At 58.8% G+C, this 20888-nt stretch carries 18 protein-coding genes; 9 read left to right on the top strand and 9 right to left on the bottom strand.

Annotated features, from left to right (window positions below; all coding sequences use genetic code 11):
• Window positions 1-52: 52 nt before the first annotated feature.
• Window positions 53-2260, top strand: a complete 2208-nt coding sequence (locus BAR1_RS00090; protein ID WP_118941127.1) for an ATP-binding protein — start codon at window positions 53-55, stop codon at window positions 2258-2260.
• On the opposite strand, the gene yaaA is transcribed toward BAR1_RS00090, so the two are convergent.
• Genes yaaA through BAR1_RS00075 form a run of 3 tightly spaced genes read right to left on the bottom strand, consistent with a single transcriptional unit; the run spans window position 2245 to window position 5361 of the window.
• Entirely contained in the window at window positions 2245-3021 is a 777-nt protein-coding gene (gene yaaA / locus BAR1_RS00085; protein WP_118941126.1) for a peroxide stress protein YaaA, read from the bottom strand. The two genes, BAR1_RS00090 and yaaA, sit on opposite strands and share 16 nt — an antisense overlap.
• A complete protein-coding gene (gene recQ, locus BAR1_RS00080; RefSeq protein WP_118941125.1) occupies window positions 3022-5070 on the bottom strand; it encodes a DNA helicase RecQ in 2049 nt (682 codons plus the stop codon).
• 3 nt (window positions 5071-5073) lie between these two features.
• A complete protein-coding gene (locus tag BAR1_RS00075) occupies window positions 5074-5361 on the bottom strand; it encodes a YggT family protein (protein ID WP_118941124.1) in 288 nt (95 codons plus the stop codon).
• Between the two features lie 135 nt (window positions 5362-5496).
• On the opposite strand from BAR1_RS00075, the gene BAR1_RS00070 reads away from it, so the two are divergent.
• The 8 genes from BAR1_RS00070 (at window position 5497) to BAR1_RS00035 (ending at window position 12815) form a co-directional block, all read left to right on the top strand.
• Window positions 5497-6039 (top strand): acyl-CoA thioesterase, encoded by a 543-nt coding sequence (locus BAR1_RS00070; RefSeq protein ID WP_118941123.1) that lies wholly within the window; start codon window positions 5497-5499, stop codon window positions 6037-6039.
• A gap of 66 nt (window positions 6040-6105) precedes the next feature.
• Window positions 6106-7476, top strand: a complete 1371-nt coding sequence (locus BAR1_RS00065) for an MFS transporter (RefSeq protein WP_118941122.1) — start codon at window positions 6106-6108, stop codon at window positions 7474-7476.
• 38 nt (window positions 7477-7514) lie between these two features.
• Window positions 7515-8336, top strand: coding sequence for a penicillin-insensitive murein endopeptidase (mepA, locus tag BAR1_RS00060; RefSeq protein ID WP_407681541.1), 822 nt, complete (start codon window positions 7515-7517; stop codon window positions 8334-8336).
• Window positions 8309-9193: an esterase-like activity of phytase family protein gene (locus BAR1_RS00055; RefSeq protein ID WP_118941120.1), complete on the top strand. Its 885-nt coding sequence runs from the start codon at window positions 8309-8311 to the stop codon at window positions 9191-9193. The genes mepA and BAR1_RS00055 overlap by 28 nt, the downstream gene beginning before the upstream one ends.
• An 85-nt stretch (window positions 9194-9278) precedes the next feature.
• On the top strand, window positions 9279-9899 hold the full coding sequence (locus BAR1_RS00050) for a queuosine precursor transporter (protein ID WP_118941119.1): 621 nt from the start codon (window positions 9279-9281) through the stop codon (window positions 9897-9899).
• 260 nt (window positions 9900-10159) lie between these two features.
• Entirely contained in the window at window positions 10160-10582 is a 423-nt protein-coding gene (arfB, locus tag BAR1_RS00045; protein ID WP_118941118.1) for an alternative ribosome rescue aminoacyl-tRNA hydrolase ArfB, read from the top strand.
• Window positions 10579-11844, top strand: a complete 1266-nt coding sequence (locus BAR1_RS00040) for an aspartate aminotransferase family protein (RefSeq protein WP_118941117.1) — start codon at window positions 10579-10581, stop codon at window positions 11842-11844. The genes arfB and BAR1_RS00040 overlap by 4 nt, the downstream gene beginning before the upstream one ends.
• A complete protein-coding gene (locus BAR1_RS00035) occupies window positions 11841-12815 on the top strand; it encodes a phosphotransferase enzyme family protein (RefSeq protein WP_118941116.1) in 975 nt (324 codons plus the stop codon). Before BAR1_RS00040 ends, BAR1_RS00035 begins: the two co-directional genes overlap by 4 nt.
• On the opposite strand, the gene pncB is transcribed toward BAR1_RS00035, so the two are convergent.
• The 6 genes from pncB to dnaA form a co-directional block, all read right to left on the bottom strand.
• On the bottom strand, window positions 12812-14104 hold the full coding sequence (gene pncB, locus BAR1_RS00030; RefSeq protein ID WP_118941115.1) for a nicotinate phosphoribosyltransferase: 1293 nt from the start codon (window positions 14102-14104) through the stop codon (window positions 12812-12814). The genes BAR1_RS00035 and pncB overlap by 4 nt on opposite strands.
• Window positions 14105-14107: 3 nt before the next feature.
• Window positions 14108-14707, bottom strand: coding sequence for a bifunctional nicotinamidase/pyrazinamidase (gene pncA, locus BAR1_RS00025; protein ID WP_118941114.1), 600 nt, complete (start codon window positions 14705-14707; stop codon window positions 14108-14110).
• Between the two features lie 27 nt (window positions 14708-14734).
• Window positions 14735-17152 (bottom strand): DNA topoisomerase (ATP-hydrolyzing) subunit B, encoded by a 2418-nt coding sequence (gyrB, locus tag BAR1_RS00020; RefSeq protein ID WP_118941113.1) that lies wholly within the window; start codon window positions 17150-17152, stop codon window positions 14735-14737.
• Window positions 17153-17211: 59 nt separating this feature from the next.
• Entirely contained in the window at window positions 17212-18327 is a 1116-nt protein-coding gene (gene recF / locus BAR1_RS00015; RefSeq protein ID WP_118941112.1) for a DNA replication/repair protein RecF, read from the bottom strand.
• Window positions 18324-19442: a DNA polymerase III subunit beta gene (gene dnaN / locus BAR1_RS00010; protein ID WP_118941111.1), complete on the bottom strand. Its 1119-nt coding sequence runs from the start codon at window positions 19440-19442 to the stop codon at window positions 18324-18326. The genes recF and dnaN overlap by 4 nt, the downstream gene beginning before the upstream one ends.
• A 105-nt stretch (window positions 19443-19547) precedes the next feature.
• The gene (dnaA, locus tag BAR1_RS00005) at window positions 19548-20888 is read right to left on the bottom strand and encodes a chromosomal replication initiator protein DnaA (protein ID WP_118941110.1); all 1341 of its coding nucleotides are present in this window, start codon (window positions 20886-20888) and stop codon (window positions 19548-19550) included.

Here is a 20888-nt window from a genome sequence, read left to right as displayed (position 1 = left end):
CATGTTCATGGGATGTTTCCCCTTGAACACATCCAGTGACTCGGAGGGATGAATGGAACTGAGCGAAAAACTGGCACAGGAACGGCGCGGGCGTCTGGCGGCGGAACGGCTGCTGGAGCAGAAACAGAATGAACTGTTCAGCGCCAATTCACGGCTGGGGCAACATGCACGCGCGCTATCGGTGGAAATCATCGAAAAGCGCAACGAGGCCGAGGAACTAAAAGGCGAAAACACAAGGGTGCGTTCTGATCTGAAAACCGCCGAGCGCCGCTTGTGGGATTCGATCCAGACCATTCAGGACGGTTTTGCCGTATTCGATATGAACGACTGTATGGTGCACGCCAATGATTCCTATCTGTCGGTTTTCGACGGGCTTGAGGAAATCCGCCCCGGCGTCAGCTATGTGCGGATCGTTCAATTACTGGTCGAAGAAGGCATCGTTGATATCGGCAACAAAACCCCGATGGAATGGCGCGACAGCATGTTGACGCGCTGGCACACCGACCCGATTGAACCGCGCGTGATACGTCTGTGGAACGGCGAATACATCAAACTGGTCGATCGCCGCGCCAGCGATGGCGACACGGTGACGCTGGCCCTGAACATCACCGAACAAATCCGCCACGAGGCCGAGTTGAACAAGGCACGCGATAACGCCGAAGCCGCAAACCGCGCCAAATCGGCGTTTCTGGCCAACATGAGCCACGAAATACGCACGCCGATGAACGGGGTTGTGGGCATGGCCGACCTGCTGACAGACACGCCACTGGACGACGAACAGCGCCTCTATGTCGATACCATCAAGAATTCCGGCGAGGCCCTTTTGGTGATCATCAACGATGTGCTGGATTACTCCAAGATCGAGGCGGACAAACTGACGTTGAATTCCGAACCCTTCGATCTGGAACAATGCATCCATGAAATCGCCACGCTGTTGCAGCCCTCGGTTCAGGACAAGCCGGTCGAAATTCTGGTGGATTTCGATATGTTCCTGCCCACGCAATACATTGGTGATGCGGGCCGGATGCGCCAGATTCTGACCAACCTGATCGGCAACGCGGTGAAATTCACCCACGAAGGCCATGTGGCCATCCGTGTAGTCGGGCTGGACGCGGGAGATGGCAAAACGCGGGTGCATATCTCGATAGAGGACACCGGCATCGGCATCCCGCCCGAAATGATCGACCACGTCTTTGGCGAATTCAATCAGGTCGAGGACGAGCGCAACCGCAAATTCGAAGGCACCGGTCTGGGGCTGGCCATCACCAAACAACTGATCGAACTGATGGAGGGCGAGGTCTGGGTGGATTCGGTTGTGGGCGAAGGCTCCAGTTTCGGGTTTCACGTCACCCTGCCGGTCCATGAACCCGCGCTAATCGCACCGGACGATTCCCTGTCGCATATCAATCAGGCGCTGATCATCAGCCCGATGCGTGGTGCGGTTGAAATCCTGACAAAGCAACTGGCGCTGCTGGGGATCAAGGCACTTAGCTTTGATCGTTGCGATGTGGCGTTGGCGGCGGATTTCAAAAAGCCTGACATCGGGTTCGTTGACCAGATTTTGCTGGAAAAGGGGGGCAAGGGGCTGGCTGAAGGGCTGCATACCAAATTCCCAACGCTGCCTTTGGTCCTGCTGGGAACCGACCGCGAAATGCTGGGCGACAGTCCGGCGCTGGCAGTGCTGCAAAAACCGATTTTGCGGCGAGCCTTGTATGAAACGCTGCTGAATCTGGATGAATCCATACCGGATGAGGTGGAAGAAACACCCGTTCCCGAAGTCGAAATCGAGGAGGTGCCGGAAATTGCCGAAATCGAGCCACCCGTCGTCGAGGAACAGCAAACCAAACGCAAAATGCGTATTCTGGCGGCCGAGGACAACAAGACCAACCAGTTGGTATTCCGCAAGATGGTCAAGGATCTGGACATCGAATTGCAGTTCGCCAACAATGGTGTCGAGGCAGTGGAACTGTTTGAAACTTTCCGGCCCGATATGATCTTTATGGATATTTCCATGCCGATGATGGATGGCAAAGAAGCCACCCGCACAATCCGCGAGATCGAGGAAAAAACCGGCCTGCCCCGCACACCTGTCGTGGCCCTGACCGCGCACGCGATGGCGGGGGATGATACGGAAATTCTGGCGGCGGGGCTGGATTATTACCTAACCAAACCTCTGCGCAAGGCCGCGATTTGCGACAAGGTATCCGAACTGGCCCCCGAAGGGGTTTCGCCGGTGATGCCGGATCAGGCCTCGGGGTAATCCCGCAGGAAAACCCAGCGGTCGCCGTCAGACATGTCAGAATTGAACCGGTAACCACCGGTGTCGAAATCTTTCATCCCTTCGGGGTCGGTCAGCCGCCGTTCGATAATGAACCGCGCCATCGCCCCGCGGGCCTTTTTGGCGAAAAAGCTGACGATTTTCGGCGTGCCTGCCTTTTCCTCCATGAACACCGGCGTGATCACCCGCAGTTTCAGCGCTTCGCGGTCCACCGCGTCGAAATATTCCACCGAGGCGCAATTCACCAGCACGTCCGTGCCGATCTGCGCCGCCGCTTCATTCAGTGCCAGCGTGATCCGGTCGCCCCAGAATTCATACAGGTTCTTGCCGCGTGCGGTTTTCAACCGGCTGCCCATTTCCAGCCGGTAGGCCTGAATCAGATCCCGCGGGCGCAACAACCCGTAAAGGCCGGACAGGATGCGGAAATGATCCTGTGCCCAGTCCATTTCGTCCGCATCAAGCGTTGCGGCCTCAAGCCCCGTGTAGGTATCGCCGGAAAACAGCAGCGCGGCGGGTTTGGCGTTTTCAGGGGTGGAAACAGGCGCGAATGCGGCGAAACGATCGGCGTTCAGGCGGGCCAGTTTATCGCTGATTTTCATCAGCTTTTGCAGATCATCCGGCGTCAAATCCCGCGCATATTCCGCCAGCTCATTCGCCGCGTCCTGAAAGGCAGGCAGGCTTGCGTCCGGCAGCATGGCCGCCTTTTCGTTCAGCCGTTTGGCCGGTGAAACCACGATCAGCATCTATTCCCCCTCGCTTAACACATCCAGAAACGCCGCGCCAAAACGTTCGGCCTTGCGCGCGCCCAGCAGGCGTTCCATTGCGGATTGGTCTGACGGTTTAGCACCTGCCACCTTGGCCAGCAAGGACGCCGAACAGGACATGGGTTTATCCAGCCCGTCCGGCCCGCGCGCCAACATCCCCTGCACTTCCAGCAGCCGGTCATACAACGCCCCCGCATCACGCCCCGCCAGTTTGCGGCGTTGCGGGTGGGTGGCAACGGCGGCTTCGCCGGTGATGATTTGCAAGAAAGTCTCGCCGTATTTTTCCAGCTTTTTCGCGCCGACCCCGCCGATATGCGCCATTTCGTCCAGCGTTTGCGGGCGGGTCTGAGCCATTTCAATCAGGGTGCGGTCGTTGAAAATGATATAGGCGGGCGCGCGGGCCTCCTCGGCCAGCGCGCGACGCTTGGCCTTCAGCGCGGACAACAGCGGCGCGTCCTCGTCCGAGACCAGCGCCTTGACTACAGGGCCACGCGACGTTTTGGCGCGGCGGATGGTGTCGCGGCGCAGTTCGATCTTTTGCTCGTCCCGCAGGATCGGGCGGGCGTTTTCGGTCATCCGGAAAGCGCCGAACCGTTCGGCGTCGGGGCGGATCAGATCGAACCCCATCATCTGCCGGAAAATCGCCTGCCATTCGTTGCGGCTGTATTCCTTGCCCACACCGAATGTCGGCAGGGTATCATGGCCGCGTTGCTGCACCTTGTCGGTTTTGTTGCCGATCAGAATATCAATCAGATGTCCCGCACCGAAATATTCGCCTGTGCGCAGGATCGCCGACAGCGCCATGCGCACCGCCGTGGTGCCGTCAAAGGTTTCCGGCGGGGTCTCGCATTGGTCGCAGTTGCCACATGGTTCGCTTTCCTCGCCAAAGAACGCCAGCAGTTTTTGACGGCGACAGCCCAGCGCCTCGGCCAGACCCAGCAGAGCGTTCAGGCGGGCGTGGTCAGCCGCGCGGCGATCGGGCGGGGCCAGACCTTCGTCGATCTGGGTGCGGCGCAGGCGGATGTCGTCGGGACCGTATAGCGTTAGCGTTTCGGCCGGTGCCCCGTCGCGGCCCGCGCGGCCGATTTCCTGATAATAGGATTCAATAGATTTGGGCAGATCGGCATGGGCAACCCAGCGGATATCGGGTTTGTCGACCCCCATGCCAAAGGCCACGGTGGCAACCACGATCAACCCGTCCTCGCGCTGGAAACGGCTTTCGACATGGCGGCGGTCGGGGGCCTCCATGCCGCCGTGATAGTGACAGGCGGAATGCCCGGCCTCGTTCAGGGCGGCGGACAAGCTTTCGGTTTTCTTGCGGGTGGCGCAATAGACGATGCCGGATTGCCCTTTGCGGGCGGCGGCGAATTCGAGGATCTGGCGGCGCGGGGAATCCTTGGATTCAAACCGCAGATGGATGTTGGGGCGATCAAACCCGTGCAGGAACACGGCAGGATCGGAACCGTCAAACAAGCGGGTGATGATCTCGGCGCGGGTTTCTTCGTCGGCGGTGGCGGTAAAGGCGGCCAGTTGCACATTCAGGCTGCGGCGCAGATCACCAAGCCGCAGATAATCGGGACGAAAGTCATGGCCCCATTGGGAAACGCAGTGGGCCTCGTCCACGGCGATCAGGGTGGTATTGATCCGCTGCAAAAACGCCTGTGTGCCGGACGACGCCAGCCGTTCGGGCGCCATATAGAGGATTTTCAGACGGCCATCGTTGGCGGCGGCATAGACATATTCGGTCTCTTCCTCGGTATTGCCCGAGGTCAGCGCGCCGGCCTCGACCCCTGCCTCCTGCAAGGCACGGACCTGATCGCGCATCAGGGCAATCAGCGGCGAAATCACCACCGTCACCCCGTCGCGCATCAAGGCGGGCAGTTGGAAACACAGGGATTTGCCACCGCCGGTGGGCATGATGGCCAGCGTGTTGCGGCCCTGCACCACGGCATCCACGATCTCGGCCTGACCGGGGCGGAACTGGTCAAAGCCGAAAACGGTGGAAAGAAGGCCGGTCGCGTCAGACACGGATTACAGGAAGAATGCGACGTTGTTTCGCAGGATGATCCGCAAAACGATGATGGCCAAGAATGCGACCAGCGGAGCAAGGTCCAGCCCTGGCGTGGCTGGCAAGAACCGGCGGATGCGGGAATAGAGCGGTTCCAGCAGACGGTTCAACCCGTACCAGATTTGCGCGACCATCGGCTGATGCAGGTTCAGCACTTGAAAGTTGATCAACCAGCTCATGATGATATGGGCGATCATGATGAACCACGCCACATCAAGGATCAGGTTCAGGATTTGATAAAGCGAAGTCATTTGCAGTGGCCCCTTAAAGCGTTTGTCGGATACCTAAGCATCAAGCGGGGATATGGCAAGCGCTGTGCCGCCACGTTGTGCTTGACGCGCGGTGTTATTCCCCCACATTGCACCGACATCACAAAGGAGCCGTTAATGTATCCGTTTTTCCGCATGGCCAAAGAACTGATTGTGCATCGAAACGCACCGCCACTGAAGATGGGCGAGGTGCATGTGTCCAATCACATCTGCTGGCCGTGGGATCTGGATTTCTGGTTCGAATTGAACAACGGGCGCACCCTGACACTGTATGATCTGGGGCGGATCCCGCTGGCAAACCGCTTGGGTTTGATCCGTGCCATCCGCAAAAACGGCTGGGGGCTGACGGTTGCGGGAACTTCGGTGCGCTACCGGCGGCGGGTGCGGATGTTCCAGCGGTTCCAGATCCACAGTCGGGCACTGGGCTGGGACAAACGGTTTTTGTATCTGGAACAATCCATCTGGACTCGCGGCCATTGCGCCAATCAGGCGCTGTATCGCACCGCTGTGACAGGGCCGGATGGAATAGTCGACCCTGCCAAAGTGGGTGTCGCGATGGGAGTTGGCGAAACCAGCCCCGAATTGCCCGAATGGGTGCAAAACTGGATCAAGGCCGAGGACAGCCGCCCGTGGCCGCCCGAAAATCTGGCAAAAACCTAAAGGTTTCCTTGCACTGACCTGCCTTTCCCTGTTCTATCGCGGAAAAAGGCACGGGGAGTGAGTGGTATGGCCGAAGTTTCGCAAAAGAAACGCGTTTGGGGCTGGATGATGTTTGACTGGGCCAGCCAGCCCTATAACACGTTGTTGCTGACCTTTATCTTTGGCCCCTATTTCGCGGAAATAGTCACCACAAACCTGATGGGCAGTGGTGTGGCCGAGGAACTGGCCAAAGCCAAGGCGCAGGCCTATTGGGGCTGGGGGCTGGCCATCAGCGGGCTGATCATCGCCATAACCGCGCCCGTCCTGGGGGCTTTTGCGGACAGCTCCGGCCACCGGATGTCGTGGATCAAACTGTTTTCGGTGTTCTACATTGTCGGCGCATTCGGCCTGTGGTGGACCGCACCGGACAGCTTCAGCATCATCTGGGCGCTGGTGTTTTTCGGGATCGGTTTCATCGGCATGGAATTCACCACGATTTTCACCAACTCGATGTTGCCGTCACTGGTCCCCCGCGAAGATACGGGCAAGATATCCGGTTCGGGTTTTGCGCTGGGATATTGGGGGGGTGTTCTGGCACTGGCCATCATGTTCCCGCTGTTTGTGGAAAACGCCAACGGGGTGACACTGTTGGGTAACCCGCCACTGCTGGGGCTGGACGGGGCAACCCGCGAAGGCACACGGCTGGTCGGTCCGTTCGTTGCCATGTGGTTTATCATCGGTATGATCCCGTTCTTCCTGTGGGTACGGGAAAAACCGGCGGATGTGCAGATCGATGGAAACACCCGCGATGCCCTGCGCGGATTGTGGCAAACACTCAAATCCCTGCCCAAACGCCACAGCATGTTTGCTTTCCTGACCTCCAGCCTGTTTTACCGTGACGCGCTGAATGGCCTATACGGTTTTGGCGCGCTGTATGCCAAAGGCGTGCTGGGCTGGGAAATTATGATGATTGGTGTTTTCGGGGTGATATCGGCAATCACAGCGGCCATTTTTGCCTATTTCGGCGGGAGACTGGACAAGAAATTCGGGCCGAAACCGGTGCTGATCGGCACAATTATTGCACTGATCACTGTCTGTATCATCGTGGTATCCATGACCCGTGAATCGCTGTTCGGGTTCGCATTTGCGCCTGACTCGCAAATGCCCGACATCATCTTTTTCATCTGTGGTGGTGTCATTGGCGCGGCTGGCGGGATGCTTCAGGCCAGTTCCCGCACCATGATGGTGCGCCACGCAGACCCGGAACGCCCGACCGAAGCCTTTGGCCTGTATGCCCTGTCGGGCAAGGCCACAGCATTTCTGGCACCCGGATTGATTGCACTGGTTTCGGAAATCAGTGGAAACCAGCGCATCGGGATTACACCGCTGATTTTCCTGTTCGGGATCAGTCTGGTTCTGCTAGTCTGGGTCAAACCCCAAGGAGATCATGGCGCATGACGTTCCGGTTATTAACGATTGTCACTCTTGCCCTTAGTATGGCGCTGCCAGTCGCAGCCAAGCCATTGGCCAAACAATTATTCGGCGCCCACAGACAAGGGTCGGCCCAAACCCCTGCGCCCTATGGCAGTTATGCCAAGGGCTGTTTGGCGGGTGGCGAACAATTGCCCCATACCGGCGCAACGTGGTTGGAAATGCGGGTGGCGCGCAACCGCAACTGGGGGCACCCCGAACTGATCGATTTCATCAAAAGCCTTAGCCGCAAGGCATCAAGGATGCGTGGCGCCAAAGGGATTTACCTTAGCGATATGTCGCAACCGCGTGGCGGCCCTATGCTGTCGGGGCACCGCTCGCACCAGATCGGGCTGGATGCCGATATCTGGCTGATGCCCGCCACCAATATGAAGCTGACGGTGCAGCAACGCGCCAACCTGTCCGCTGTATCCTATCGCCGCGCCAAAGGGGCCTATGTGAACAGCAAATGGGGCCGGTTCCAGCACAATATCGTCAAAGCCGCCGCACAGGACCCGCGTGTGGCACGAATATTCATCTTTCCCGGTGCCAAGGTGCAAATGTGCAAGGATGAAAAAGGCGATCGGCGCTGGCTGCGCAAGATCCGCCCGTGGTGGGGCCACCATTACCATTTCCACGTCCGCCTGAAATGCCCCAAGGGCGCGCGCGGCTGTGTCAATCAGGCCCCGCCCCCGCCCGGTGACGGCTGCAAAGGGGCGCAGGAATGGGTGGACAATATCCTGAACCCGCCGCCACCCGATCCGAACGCACCACCCCCGAAACCGCGGCGCGAATATGTTCTGTCGGACCTGCCCAAACAATGCCGCACCGTATTAGAGTCGCGCTGATTGGCCTGCTGCTTGCCACCCTACCAGCAAACAGCGTCACCGCCCAATCCGCCGAATACATCAGAAGCTATACATGGCCTGCCCCCACCCCCAGAACCGGCGGATTTTCGGCGCTCGAGGTTTCCGGGGATGGACAGGAATTCACTGCCATCAGCGATCTGGGGTTAATCGCAACCGGCCAACTGCATCGTAAAGACGGGCTGATATCAGGCGTAACTGCCAGCCAATTCAAACTCAAAAATACCGAAAATGGCAAACTCTCGACCTTCAATTCCGATGCCGAAGGGCTGGCAATTCGTGCCGATGGCCGCATTTACGTATCATTCGAACGCTACCACCGAATCTGGACCTACAACCGCCCCGATGGTCAGGCCGCATGGATCCCCCGCCACCCCGATTTTGGCAAGATGGATGTTAACGGTGGCATGGAGGCGCTGGCCATCGGCCCAGATGGCGCGCTTTATACAATGGCCGAAGGGTCCAGCAATCTGACTGCCCCCTTTACCGTCTATCGCTATCGCAACGGAACATGGACCACGCCATTCAGCATCCGCCGCATCGGAACATTTCTGCCGGTCGGGGCCGATTTTGGGCCGGACGGAAAGCTTTATCTGCTGGAACGCAAACTGCGCAGTATCTTCGGTTTTGAAACCCGCGTGCGCCGATTCACCATTTCGGGGGATACGATTTCAGACGGGGTAACCCTGCTAACCACCCCCGCCGGCACCCATGACAATCTGGAAGGGCTGTCTGTCTGGCGTTATGCGCAGGGCGATATCCGGCTGACGATGGTGTCGGACAACAACCTGAATGCGCTGCAACGCACCGAATTCGTCGAATACCGGATCAAGGAATAACTTGCCATACGGGCGCATTAACGCTAGGACGCGGCGTCCCTTCGGGGGCCGAGTCTCCGCAACCTTGTAAAACGGAAATAACAAAATGACCCGCATCCTACCCGGCGTGATCGCCATGGCCGCCATTGTCGTGGCCAGCAATATCCTTGTTCAGCACCTGTTCGGCCAATGGCTGACGTGGGGCGCATTCACCTATCCCTTTGCCTTTCTCGTCACCGATGTGATGAACCGTGTTTACGGGGTAACGGCGGCACGCAAGGTGGTGTTCGCGGGCTTTGTTGTGGGCGTGATCTGTTCGCTTATCGGCACACAGATCATGGGCGAATTCGGCCCGCTGGTGACATGGCGTATCGCGATCGGATCGGGCATCGCATTCCTGACCGCACAGATGATGGATGTGGCCGTCTTTGACAGGTTGCGCCGCGGCGCATGGTGGCGGGCACCGCTGGCGTCAACCCTGGTCGGTTCCAGCCTTGATACCGCGCTGTTCTTTACCATCGCCTTTTCCGCGCAACTGGCATTCATCGAACCCGCAAACGACGTATCATGGGCGAACGAAGTCCTCCCGCTGCTGGGTATTGGCCCGCAAGTGCCGCTATGGGTGTCGCTTGCGCTGGCTGACTGGATGGTCAAACTGTCGCTGGCCCTGATCGCGCTGGTACCGTTTCGCGCCATTGTCACAAGAATTTCACCAGATGTTGCGTAAAACCTTTTGACATATGCAAAATCTGTGGCACCATCGGGATGTTATCAACATTCAGAAAGGAGGTGCCTATGTCTATTGGGATTCAGGAGCAACTGGTGAGGATTACGTGCGAGGTGAGGATTTAGGGGGCAGCCCCCTTGGATAATCATCTGGCTTCGGGTGCCATTTGCCCCGCTTGCCACCTCCAATTCTCGAGGGGAGCCTCTGCGAAAGCCGCAGAGGCTCTTTCCGTTTCCGGCATCCTGTCCTAGTGTCGCCCCATGTTACGGATCAACGACGACATAACACTGGCAGATTGGGAGTTGAGCGAGAGTTTCACCCGATCCTCCGGCCCCGGCGGGCAGAATGTGAACAAGGTGGCGACAGCGGTTGAACTGCGGTTCGAGGCCGCGCGTAGCCCGAATCTGACGGGGGCTGTCAAGGCACGGCTGAAGCGATTGGCCGGCCGGCGCTGGACGCTGGACGGGGCGATTGTGATACGGGTCGAGGATACCCGCAGTCAGGCCCGCAACCGCGAAATCGCCCGTGAACGGCTGGCGGAACTGATTGAAAAATCCTTGCATGTGCCCAAGCGGCGGATCAAAACACGGCCAACGCTGGCCTCGAAACGGCGGCGGGTGGAAGGCAAGGTAAAACGCGGACAGGTCAAGGCGCTGCGCGGCAAGGTAAAGGGCGACGAATGAATTTGATCGAACGGCGCAAACGTCTGTTGGGGCGCCATGTCACCACATTTTATGATGACCCTTTCGCGCCAGTGCGGGGCGAGGGTGTGTGGCTGTTCGATGCGGACGGGCGGCGCTATCTGGATTGCTACAACAACGTGCCGCATGTGGGGCATTGTCACCCCAGGGTAGTTGATGCCATCGCCCGTCAGGCCGCCACGCTGAACGTGCATACGCGCTATGTGCATGACGGGGTGGTGGAATATGGCGAACGGCTGACAGCGAAATTCGGGCATGGTCTGGCCTCGTTAATCATGGTGAATTCCGGTTCCGAGGCCAATGACGTTGCCCTGCGCATGGCGCAGGCGGTGACAGGAAAAACCGGCATTATCGGCACCGACAACACCTATCACGGCAACACGGCTGCGGTCAGCCAGTTGAACGCGACAAAGGTGCCGGTGGGGGGCTATGGCGATCACGTCCGACAGGTGCCCGCACCAGATAACCTGCACCCCGTCGGGGGCAGTCGCGCGGAGCAGGCAGAAGCATTTTGCGCCGGAATAGAGACTGCTATTGCCGAACTAGAGGCCTCGGGCCACGGTGTTGGCGCCCTGATCATCTGTCCCTATTTCGCCAACGAAGGCTTCCCGACGCTTGAACGCGGTTTTCTGGATCGCGCCATAGCGGCGGTGCGCAAGGCTGGCGGGTTGATCATTTCGGACGAGGTACAGCCGGGTTTCGGGCGGCTGGGCAGTCATTGGTGGGGGCATGAACGGCTGGACTTTGCGCCGGACATCGTGACATTGGGCAAGCCGATGGCCAACGGGCATCCGGTGGCGGCTGTTGTGACGCGGCCCGAGGTGCTGGAGGCGTTTCAGGACGTGTTCAAATATTTCAACACTTTCGGCGGAAATCCTGTCAGCGCGGCAGCGGCGATGGCGACGCTTGAGGTGATCGAGGACGAAAAGCTGGTCAAAAACGCCCGCGATGTGGGCGCTTATGCATTGGAGCAATTGCAGGGGCTGTCTGGAAAATACGATGTGATCGCCGATGTGCGCGGCGCGGGGCTGTTTTTCGGGGTCGAGCTGATGCAAGGGGATGAGCCCGCCAGTGATCTGGCCTTGCGGATGGTGAATGAAATGCGGCAGCGCGGCGTGTTGCTCAGCACAGTGGGGCGGTTCGACAACGCCCTGAAAATCCGCCCGCCTTGCGTGTTTTCCCGCCAAAACACCGATCTGCTGGTGTCGGTGATGGATGATGCCTTTGCGGCGGTATTGAAATGAACGACGCACAAGCCATCGACTATGCCAAGGCCGCGCTGGCGGCATGGGATGTGCCCGCCTGCACCCCGCGCCTGATCAAGAACCGTGAAAACGCGGTGTTCGAGGTGACGGGACCGGATGGCACGCGCGCCGCCTTGCGTCTGCACCGGCCGGGGTATCAGACCGATGCGGCGATACGATCGGAACTGGTCTGGTCACTGGGGCTGGCGCAGGCCACAATGGCCGTACCCTGCCCGCTACAAACCCGCGATGGTGACGTGATTACGCAAGTGCCGGATGCGAGGCGGGTGGCTTCACTGGTGACATGGAGCGAAGGCGAGCCTTTGGGTGAAGGCGGCGTGCCGTTTACATGGGCGCCGGACAGACAGGCGCAGTTATATCACGCGCTTGGCGCAGAGCTGGCGCTGTTGCACCGGATCAGCGATACCCTGTCCCTGCCGGACTGGTTTGAACGGCCCCGACTGGATATTGACGGGTTGTTGGGAGAGGTGCCGCTGTGGGGCCGTTTTTGGGAAAATGCGGCTCTAACACAGGGGGAAATGGCCCTGCTACAAGAGGCCCGCAGCCGTTTGCAGGGTGAGTTGCAGGCCCTTTCGGGTGATGCTGATTTCGGGTTGATCCACGCAGATGCCCTGCGGGAAAACGTGTTTGTGCAAGGAGATAGTGTTAGCCTGATCGACTTTGATGACGGGGTTTACGGGTTCCGGCTGTATGATCCGGGTGTCGCCATGTCACAAAACTGGGATTTGCCCAATGCCGCAGAACTGGCGGCGGCCCTGTGCGAAGGCTACGGGTTAGACGCAAAATCCGCTGCATTAGTGCCTGTTTTTACCGTAATTCGCGCACTGGCATCCTGCGGCTGGTGTATGCCAAGATATGCACCAAACGATCCGGCATTGATTACCTATTCCAACCGCGCCGTGAAAATCGCCGAACGGTATCTGGACGGCAAACCGATCTACGGCGCCTAAACCACCACCTCTTGTGCCTCTTGCTCGCCCACGCCGAACACCCGTTTGTAGCGGGCGATTTCATCCGCCGGACCCATCGCCTTGTTCGGGTTATCCGACAGTTTCACCGTTGGCCGCCCATTGGCCGCAATCGCCTTGCAAACGATGGAAAACGGCGCCAGCGAGTCGTTCGGGGTTAGTCCACGGAAATCATTGGTCATCAAAGTGCCCCAGCCAAACGATGGCCGAACCTTTCCACTAAACCGGTTTTGTAGTTCTATTATCTTGTCAACATCCAGCCCGTCCGAGAAGATCACCAGCTTTTTCGTCGGGTCCTCGCCACGGCTTTTCCACCAGTCTATTGCAATCTCGGCCCCCGTGGCCGGATCACCACTGTCGATGCGAATTCCGGTCCAGCCCGCCAGCCAGTCCGGCGCGTTTTCAAGGAAGCCTTTGGTGCCGTAGGTATCAGGCAGGATGATCCGCAGATTGCCGTCATGTTCTTCGTGCCAGTCGGCCAGAACATCGTAAGGCGCCTGCCGCAATTCTTCGTCCGTTTCGGCAAGTGCCGCGTAAACCATCGGCAGTTCGTGGGCATTGGTGCCAATCGCCTCAACCTCGCGACGCATTGCAATCAGGCAATTCGAGGTGCCAACAAATTTATTACCCAACCCTTCATGCATCGCCTGAACGCACCAGTCCTGCCACAGAAAACTGTGCCGGCGGCGGGTGCCGAAATCGGCCAGCCTCAGGCCATCAAGCCCGCGCAGTTTTTCAACTTTTTCCCACAGTTTTGCCATGGCACGCGCATAGAGCACCTGCAATTCGAACCGTCCCATGGTATGCAAAACCGCCCGCGAGCGCAGCTCCATCAGCACCGCCAGCGCCGGAATTTCCCACAGCATGACCTCGTGCCATTTGCCCTCGAATGTCAGTTCATACTGCCCGTCGCGTTTTTCCAGATGGTAGGGGGGCAGGCCCATGCCTTCGAACCACTCCATGAAATCGGGGCGGAACATGGCGCGTTTGCCGTAAAACATGTTGCCGCGCAGCCATGTGCTTTCGCCGCGCGACAGCGATAGCGAGCGAATGTGATCCAGTTGCTCGCGCAACTCGCCCTCGTCAATCAGATCGGCAAGGCGGATGTGTTTGGAACGGTTGATCAACGAAAAGGTGACGGTGGTGTCGGGCCTGTTGCGGAACACCGACTGGCACATCAGCAGCTTGTAGAAATCCGTATCGATCAGCGAACGGATGATCGGGTCGATCTTCCATTTATGATTATAAACGCGGGTGGCGATATCGACCATGTGTCAGCTTTCCAGTTTTACGCCGGCACCTTGCATCGCGGCGCGGGCGGCGGCAAGGCTGCCGTCCATATCAATGGCCCGACAGGCCCCTTCCGGAACCGTCACATCAAAGCCCAGTTTGGCCGCATCCACAGCGGAAAAATGCACGCAGAAATCGGTAGCAAGGCCAACCATCGTCAGGCTGGTGATGCCACGGGTGCGCAGATAGCCCTCAAGCCCCGTCGGGGTTTTGTGGTCATTTTCAAAAAAGGCCGAATAACTGTCGATATCGGGGTTATAGCCCTTGCGGATGATCATATCGGCGGCATCTGCGTTCAGACCAGCATGAAAACTGGCCCCGTCCATGCCCTGCACGCAATGATCCGGCCACAACACCTGCGCGCCATAGGGCATGTCGATCATGTCGAACGGCGCCTTGCCAGCGTGGCTGCTGGCAAAGGAGGAATGACCCTGCGGGTGCCAGTCCTGCGTCAGGATAATGGCGTCAAAATTCCCCATCATCGCATTGATCTGCGGGATGATTTGATCCCCCCCGCCCACAGCCAGCGCCCCGCCGGGACAGAAATCGTTTTGCACGTCGATGACGATCAAGGCGTTGGGCATGGGGGTTCCTCCTGTTGGAAGGGATCGCTAGAAATCCAGATTTTCCACATTCAGCGCGTTTTGCTGGATGAATTCGCGCCGTGGCTCGACCACATCGCCCATCAGTTTGGTGAACAGATCGTCGGCCTCGGCCACATCGTCGATCTTAACCTGCAACAGCACCCGCGCTTCGGGGTCCAGCGTGGTTTCCCACAGCTGATCGGGATTCATTTCGCCCAGACCCTTGTAGCGTTGCAAGGACAGACCCTTTTCACCCTCGGCCAGAATGGCATCCAGCAGGTCCACAGGGCCGAAAATCGGCACTTCGCGATCCTTGCGGATCAGGCGGGCAGGTTTGGAATAGACCTCTTGCAGCGCATCGGTCATCGACCCCAGCTTGCGCGCCTCGCCCGAGCGCAGCACGCGGCCATCCAATGTGCGCACCTCGTCCACACCGCGCAACATGCGGGTCAGACGGATGCCGTGATCCTGCGTCGGGCGTCCCTGCCAGCCTCGTTCGTATTCTTCGGCGATCAGATCCAGACGGGTGGCAACCGCATCGGCCACGCCTTGCAGATCGGCGTCGGCCTGCCCTGCGACAAAGCCACCGGCAATCGCCGTCTGTTCCAGAATGTGACGTGGGTAAAGCGTCGGAAAGGCTTCCAGAATACGGCGCACCTGACGGGCCTCGTTGATCACACGGATCAAGTCCTGACCGGTGATTTCCTCGCCCGACTCCAGCCGCAAGGTGGCGCCATCAACACCCATTTCGATCAGGTAATCCTCAAGCGAGGCCTGATCTTTCAGATAGACCTCGGATTTGCCACGGCTGACCTTATACAGCGGCGGTTGCGCGATATAGAGATAGCCGCCCTCGATCAGTTCGGGCATTTGCCGGAAGAAAAACGTCAGCAGCAGGGTGCGGATATGCGCGCCGTCCACATCGGCATCGGTCATGATCACGATCTTGTGGTAGCGCAATTTTGAGATGTCGAATTCATCGCGGCCAATACCGGTGCCCAGCGCCATCACCAGATTGCCGATTTCCTGTGACGCCAACATGCGGTCGAACCGCGCCCGCTCGACATTCAGGATTTTACCCTTTAGCGGCAGGATGGCCTGTGTCTGCCGGTCACGTCCGGTTTGCGCCGACCCGCCGGCGCTGTCCCCTTCCACCAGAAAGATTTCGGTCTTGGAGGGGTCCTTTTCCGAACAATCCTTCAGCTTGCCAGCAAGGAAATTCACGTCCATCGCGGTTTTGCGGCGGGTCAGTTCGCGGGCTTTGCGGGCCGCCTCGCGGGCATGGGCGGCTTCGACAATCTTGCTTACGATCATCTTGGCTTCGTTCGGGTTTTCCTCGAACCACTCAGCCAGCTTTTCGTTTACAAGGCTTTCGACAACAGGTCGGACCTCGGAAGACACCAGTTTATCCTTGGTCTGGCTGGAAAACTTGGGGTCGGGCACTTTAACCGACAACACACAGGTCAGCCCTTCGCGAGCATCATCACCGGTAAAGCTGATCTTTTCACGCTTGGCGATACCGCTGGACTGAGCGTAGCTGTTGATCGTGCGTGTCAGCGCGCCGCGAAAACCCGCCATATGGGTGCCGCCATCGCGCTGCGGGATGTTGTTGGTAAAGGGCAGCACATTTTCGTGGTAGCTGTCGTTCCACCACATTGCGACCTCGACGGTGATACCGTCCTTTTCCCCTTTGAAAAAAATCGGATCAGGCAGCATGCCGGATTTGGACCGGTCCAGATAGCGCACGAATTCGCGCACGCCACCCTCGTAAAACAGATCGCTCTTTAGCGGTTCGGCGGGGCGCTCATCGGTCAGGATGATCCGAACGCCGGAATTCAGGAACGCCAGTTCGCGCAGACGGTTTTCCAGCGTGTGGAAATTATAGTCCAGATTGGAAAATGTTTCGGTCGAGGCCATGAACCGCACCTCGGTGCCAGTACGGTCACCGCATTCACCAACCACCTTTAGCGATTCAACCGTGTCACCATGCTCAAACCGTGCAACATGTTCCTTGCCATCACGCCAGATGCGCAATTCCAGCCACTCGGACAGGGCATTCACCACCGAAACACCAACCCCGTGCAAACCGCCCGATATTTTGTAGGAATTGCTGTCGAATTTACCACCGGCGTGCAACTGGGTCATGATAACCTCGGCCGCCGATACGCCTTCTTCTTCGTGAATTCCCACCGGAATCCCGCGGCCGTTATCGCTGACCGATACGCTGGAATCCGCGTGGATGATGACGGTTACGGCGTCGGCGTGACCCGCCAAAGCCTCGTCAATACCGTTGTCCACGACTTCGTACACCATATGGTGCAGACCCGAGCCATCATCGGTATCCCCGATATACATCCCCGGGCGTTTGCGAACCGCTTCTAACCCTTTGAGAACCTTGATAGAATCCGCACCATATTCTTCGGGATTCTTATTGTCGTCAGCCATACGCGCAATCCTTGTTCGTTTGGCTGATTTATACGGGGTTTACCGGCCAGACACAAGATTTAGGGGGTGGAAATGCGCGCAACAGCCGAGATCGCGTTTTCCTCGGTCACTTGCAGATACATCGCCCGATCCCCCAGTGCTGTGAACAGTTCCGCGCCGGTGCCTGTCATCCATGCCTGCGCGCCCAAGGCGCAGATTTCGTCATAAAGCGCGGCGCGGCGGTCGGCGTCCAGGTGGGCGGCGACTTCGTCCAGCAGCAGGATCGGCGGGGCGCCCACCTGTGCCTTTAGCGCCCGCGCGTTGGCAAGGATCAGCGACACCAACAGTGCCTTTTGTTCGCCAGTGGAACAATCGCGCGCCGGCACGCCCTTGGCGGTGTATTCGGCGAACAGGTCGGCGCGGTGCGGGCCGGTCAGGGTGCGGCCGGCCATCAGGTCGCGCGGGCGGCTTTGGGCGAAGGCGTCCAGCAGCGATACCTCGCCCATCAGGGCGTCCGAACCTTCGGGATGGATCAGGGTCAGGGTCGCGGTGGGGAAGGATGTTTCGGCCTCGGCCTGTGCGGCGACCAACTGTTCCAGAGCGGCCATCCGGTTGGCGTGGATTTCGGCCCCCGCGCGGGCCATTTGTGTCTCTAACGCTGCGTACCAGCCCGCATCGCGCTGCCCATCCTTCAACAACCGGTTACGTTCGCGCATGGCTTTTTCATAGGTCAGGACGGCCTCGGCGTGGGATGGCTCGAAACTCATCGTCATGCGGTCCAGAAACCGCCGTCGCCCCTCGGCCCCTTCGGTCCACAGCCGGTCCATTGACGGCACCAGCCACAGCACCCGCGCAATGCGGCCCAGCGCCACTTGCGGCGCGACCTTGCCGTCAATCCGCACATTGCGCGAGGCCCCGCCCTCGGACCATGTTTCGACCTCGTGCATCTGGTGCAGGCTTTGCAAAATCGCGGTGATCTTCCAGCCCAGCGCCTCGGGCTTGCGGGTCATTTCATCAGCGGTGGCACGGCGCAGGCCACGACCGGGCGACAGCATCGACACCGCTTCCAGAATATTGGTTTTACCTGCCCCGTTCGGCCCGTAGATCGCCACGGGCCGCGCATCCAGCGCCAGAACCAGCGCCTTGTGCGAACGGAAATGCGAGAGCTTGAGCTCTTTTACACGCAGCTCTGTCAAACGCGCATCGGCATCACGACATAGACGGCCGAGGTATCATTCCCCTCGCGCATCAATGTCGGGTCACCGGCAGAATTGAACATGAACACCGCGTTTTCACGATCTACTTGCGAGGCGATTTCCAGCAGGTATTTCGCGTTGAAACCGATCTCGAGCGGCTCGTCGCCATAAGCCACGGCCAGTTCTTCTTCGGCGGCGCCGCTGTCAGGGGCGTTGACCGACAGGATCAGCCGGTCTTCGTCCAGCGACAGTTTCACGGCGCGCGAGCGTTCGGAGGAAACCGTGGCCACACGATCAACCGCCTTGGCGAATTCGGCAGCGTCCACTTCCAGTTTCTTGGTGTTTCCAGTGGGGATAACGCGGGTGTAGTCGGGGAAAGTGCCGTCGATCACCTTGGAGGTCAGGGTGATACCCGGCGTGGCAAAGCGAACCTTGGTTTCCGATACGGACACGGCGATTTGCACATCGTCGTCTTCCAGCAGTTTTCGCATTTCATTCACGGTTTTACGCGGCACGATCACGCCAACCATATCGGCAGCGCCTTCGGGCAGATCGGCATCGACACGGGCCAGACGGTGGCCATCGGTGGCCACGCAACGCAGCACCTTGCCGCCTTCGGCATCGGCCACATGCATATAGACGCCGTTCAGATAGTAACGGGTTTCTTCGGTGGAAATGGCGAATTTGGTTTTATCAAACAACCGGCGCAGCACGTCGGCCTTGGCCGAAAAGTTGGCGGCATATTCGGAGGACGCCATCACGGGGAAATCTTCTTTGGGCAATGTCGCCAGCGAAAAGTTCGAGCGCCCCGCCTCGATCGTCAAGCGGCCCGAGGTGCCGTCATCGGTCAGCTGCACCAGCGCCCCGTCCGGCAGTTTGCGCACGATTTCATGCAGCATCACGGCGGAAACCGTGGTGGCACCGGCGCGTTCGACCTGACCGGTGATCTTGTCCACCACCTCGATATCCAGATCAGTAGCGCGGAAACTGACGGTTTCGCCCTCGGCCTCGATCAGCACATTGGCAAGGATCGGAATGGTGTTGCGCCGTTCAACAACGGATTGCGCCTGTGCGACGGCCTTTAACAGGTCTGCGCGCTCGATACTGATTTTCATTCCCATCGCTCCTACAGGGTATCGGGGCGCTGAAATTAGCCGATTTCACGCCCCGCTCAAGTCTTTTGTTGGAATGTCAGCCGTATTGGCCTGCGCGTCAAGCGTTTAGGCCTCTAATGCGCGCCTTAACAGGTCCAGATCGTCGGAAATCTGGCTATCCAGCGCCTTTAGCTCTTCGATCTTGCGAACACCGTGCATAACCGTGGTGTGATCGCGCCCGCCAAAGCGGCGCCCGATCTCGGGCAGGGACCGCGAGGTCAGCTGTTTTGCCAGATACATTGCGATTTGACGCGGGCGGGCCAGATTGCGCATCCGGCGCGGGCCGATCAGATCGCTAAAGCGGATGTTGTAATGTTCGCTGACCTTGCGCTGAATTTCCTCGATGGTGATTTTGCGATCCGAGGCCCGCAGCACATCAGCCAGACAATCCTGCGCCAGTTCCAGCGTGATTTCGCGACCCACAAGGGATGCAAAGGCGAACAGGCGGGTCAGCGCCCCTTCTAGCACGCGAACGTTGGTGGAAATGCGATGCGCCAGAAATTCCAGCACCCCGTCGGACATCACCAGATCGTCGTTCTTGGCGCGGTAGGCGTCAACCTTGGTTTGCAGGATGCCAAGGCGCAATTCGTAATCGGTTGGGTGCAGGTCCACAACCAGACCGGATTGCAGGCGTGATTTGATCCGTTCCTCAAGCCCCTTGATTTCACCCGGCGCACGATCGGCGGAAATGATGATCTGTTTGTTCTGGTCCACCAGCGCGTTGAAGGTATGGAAGAATTCTTCCTGTGTGCTGTCCTTACCGGCGATGAATTGCACATCGTCCACCATCAGCACATCGACCGAACGGAACAGCTGTTTGAAATCCATCATCTTGCGTTCGCGCAGGGCCTGGACAAAGCGATACATGAATTGTTCCGCCGACAGGTAAACCACATTCAGATCGGGACGGCGCGCTTTCAATTCGTGGGCGATGGCGTGCATCAGGTGGGTTTTACCCAGACCAACGCCACCATACAGAAACAGCGGGTTAAAGCTGACCGGACCACCTTCGGCCACGCGTTTGGCGGCGGCATGGGCCAGCTCGTTCGGCTTGCCGACAACGAAACTGTCAAAGGTAAAACGCGAGTCCAGCGGGGCGCCGGGCAGTTCGCCGGCGGGTTTGGGTGCGGTGGTTTTGGCGGCAGTGGCCTGTTTGGCAGGCGCCCGTTTGGACACGGCAAATTCGATGCGTGTCACAGCGGAACCGGCAGTGGTCATCAGATGTTTGATCTGGTCGGCAAAATTGCGGCGCACCCAATCACCAATAAACTGGGTCGGCACGGCAAAGGTGGCGACGCCATCCTGCAGACTGGAAAACACCAGCGGCTCGATCCATGTTGAATAGTTATTCGCCCCCACCGTTTCCTGTAGCTTCTGTCGTACCTGGCCCCACAACTCATCCGTCAT

It is taken from the genome of Profundibacter amoris (assembly GCF_003544895.1).
GTDB lineage: Bacteria > Pseudomonadota > Alphaproteobacteria > Rhodobacterales > Rhodobacteraceae > Profundibacter > Profundibacter amoris.
Note: the sequence above shows the minus strand (reverse complement) of the source record. Positions and strands in the feature narration are given on the sequence as shown.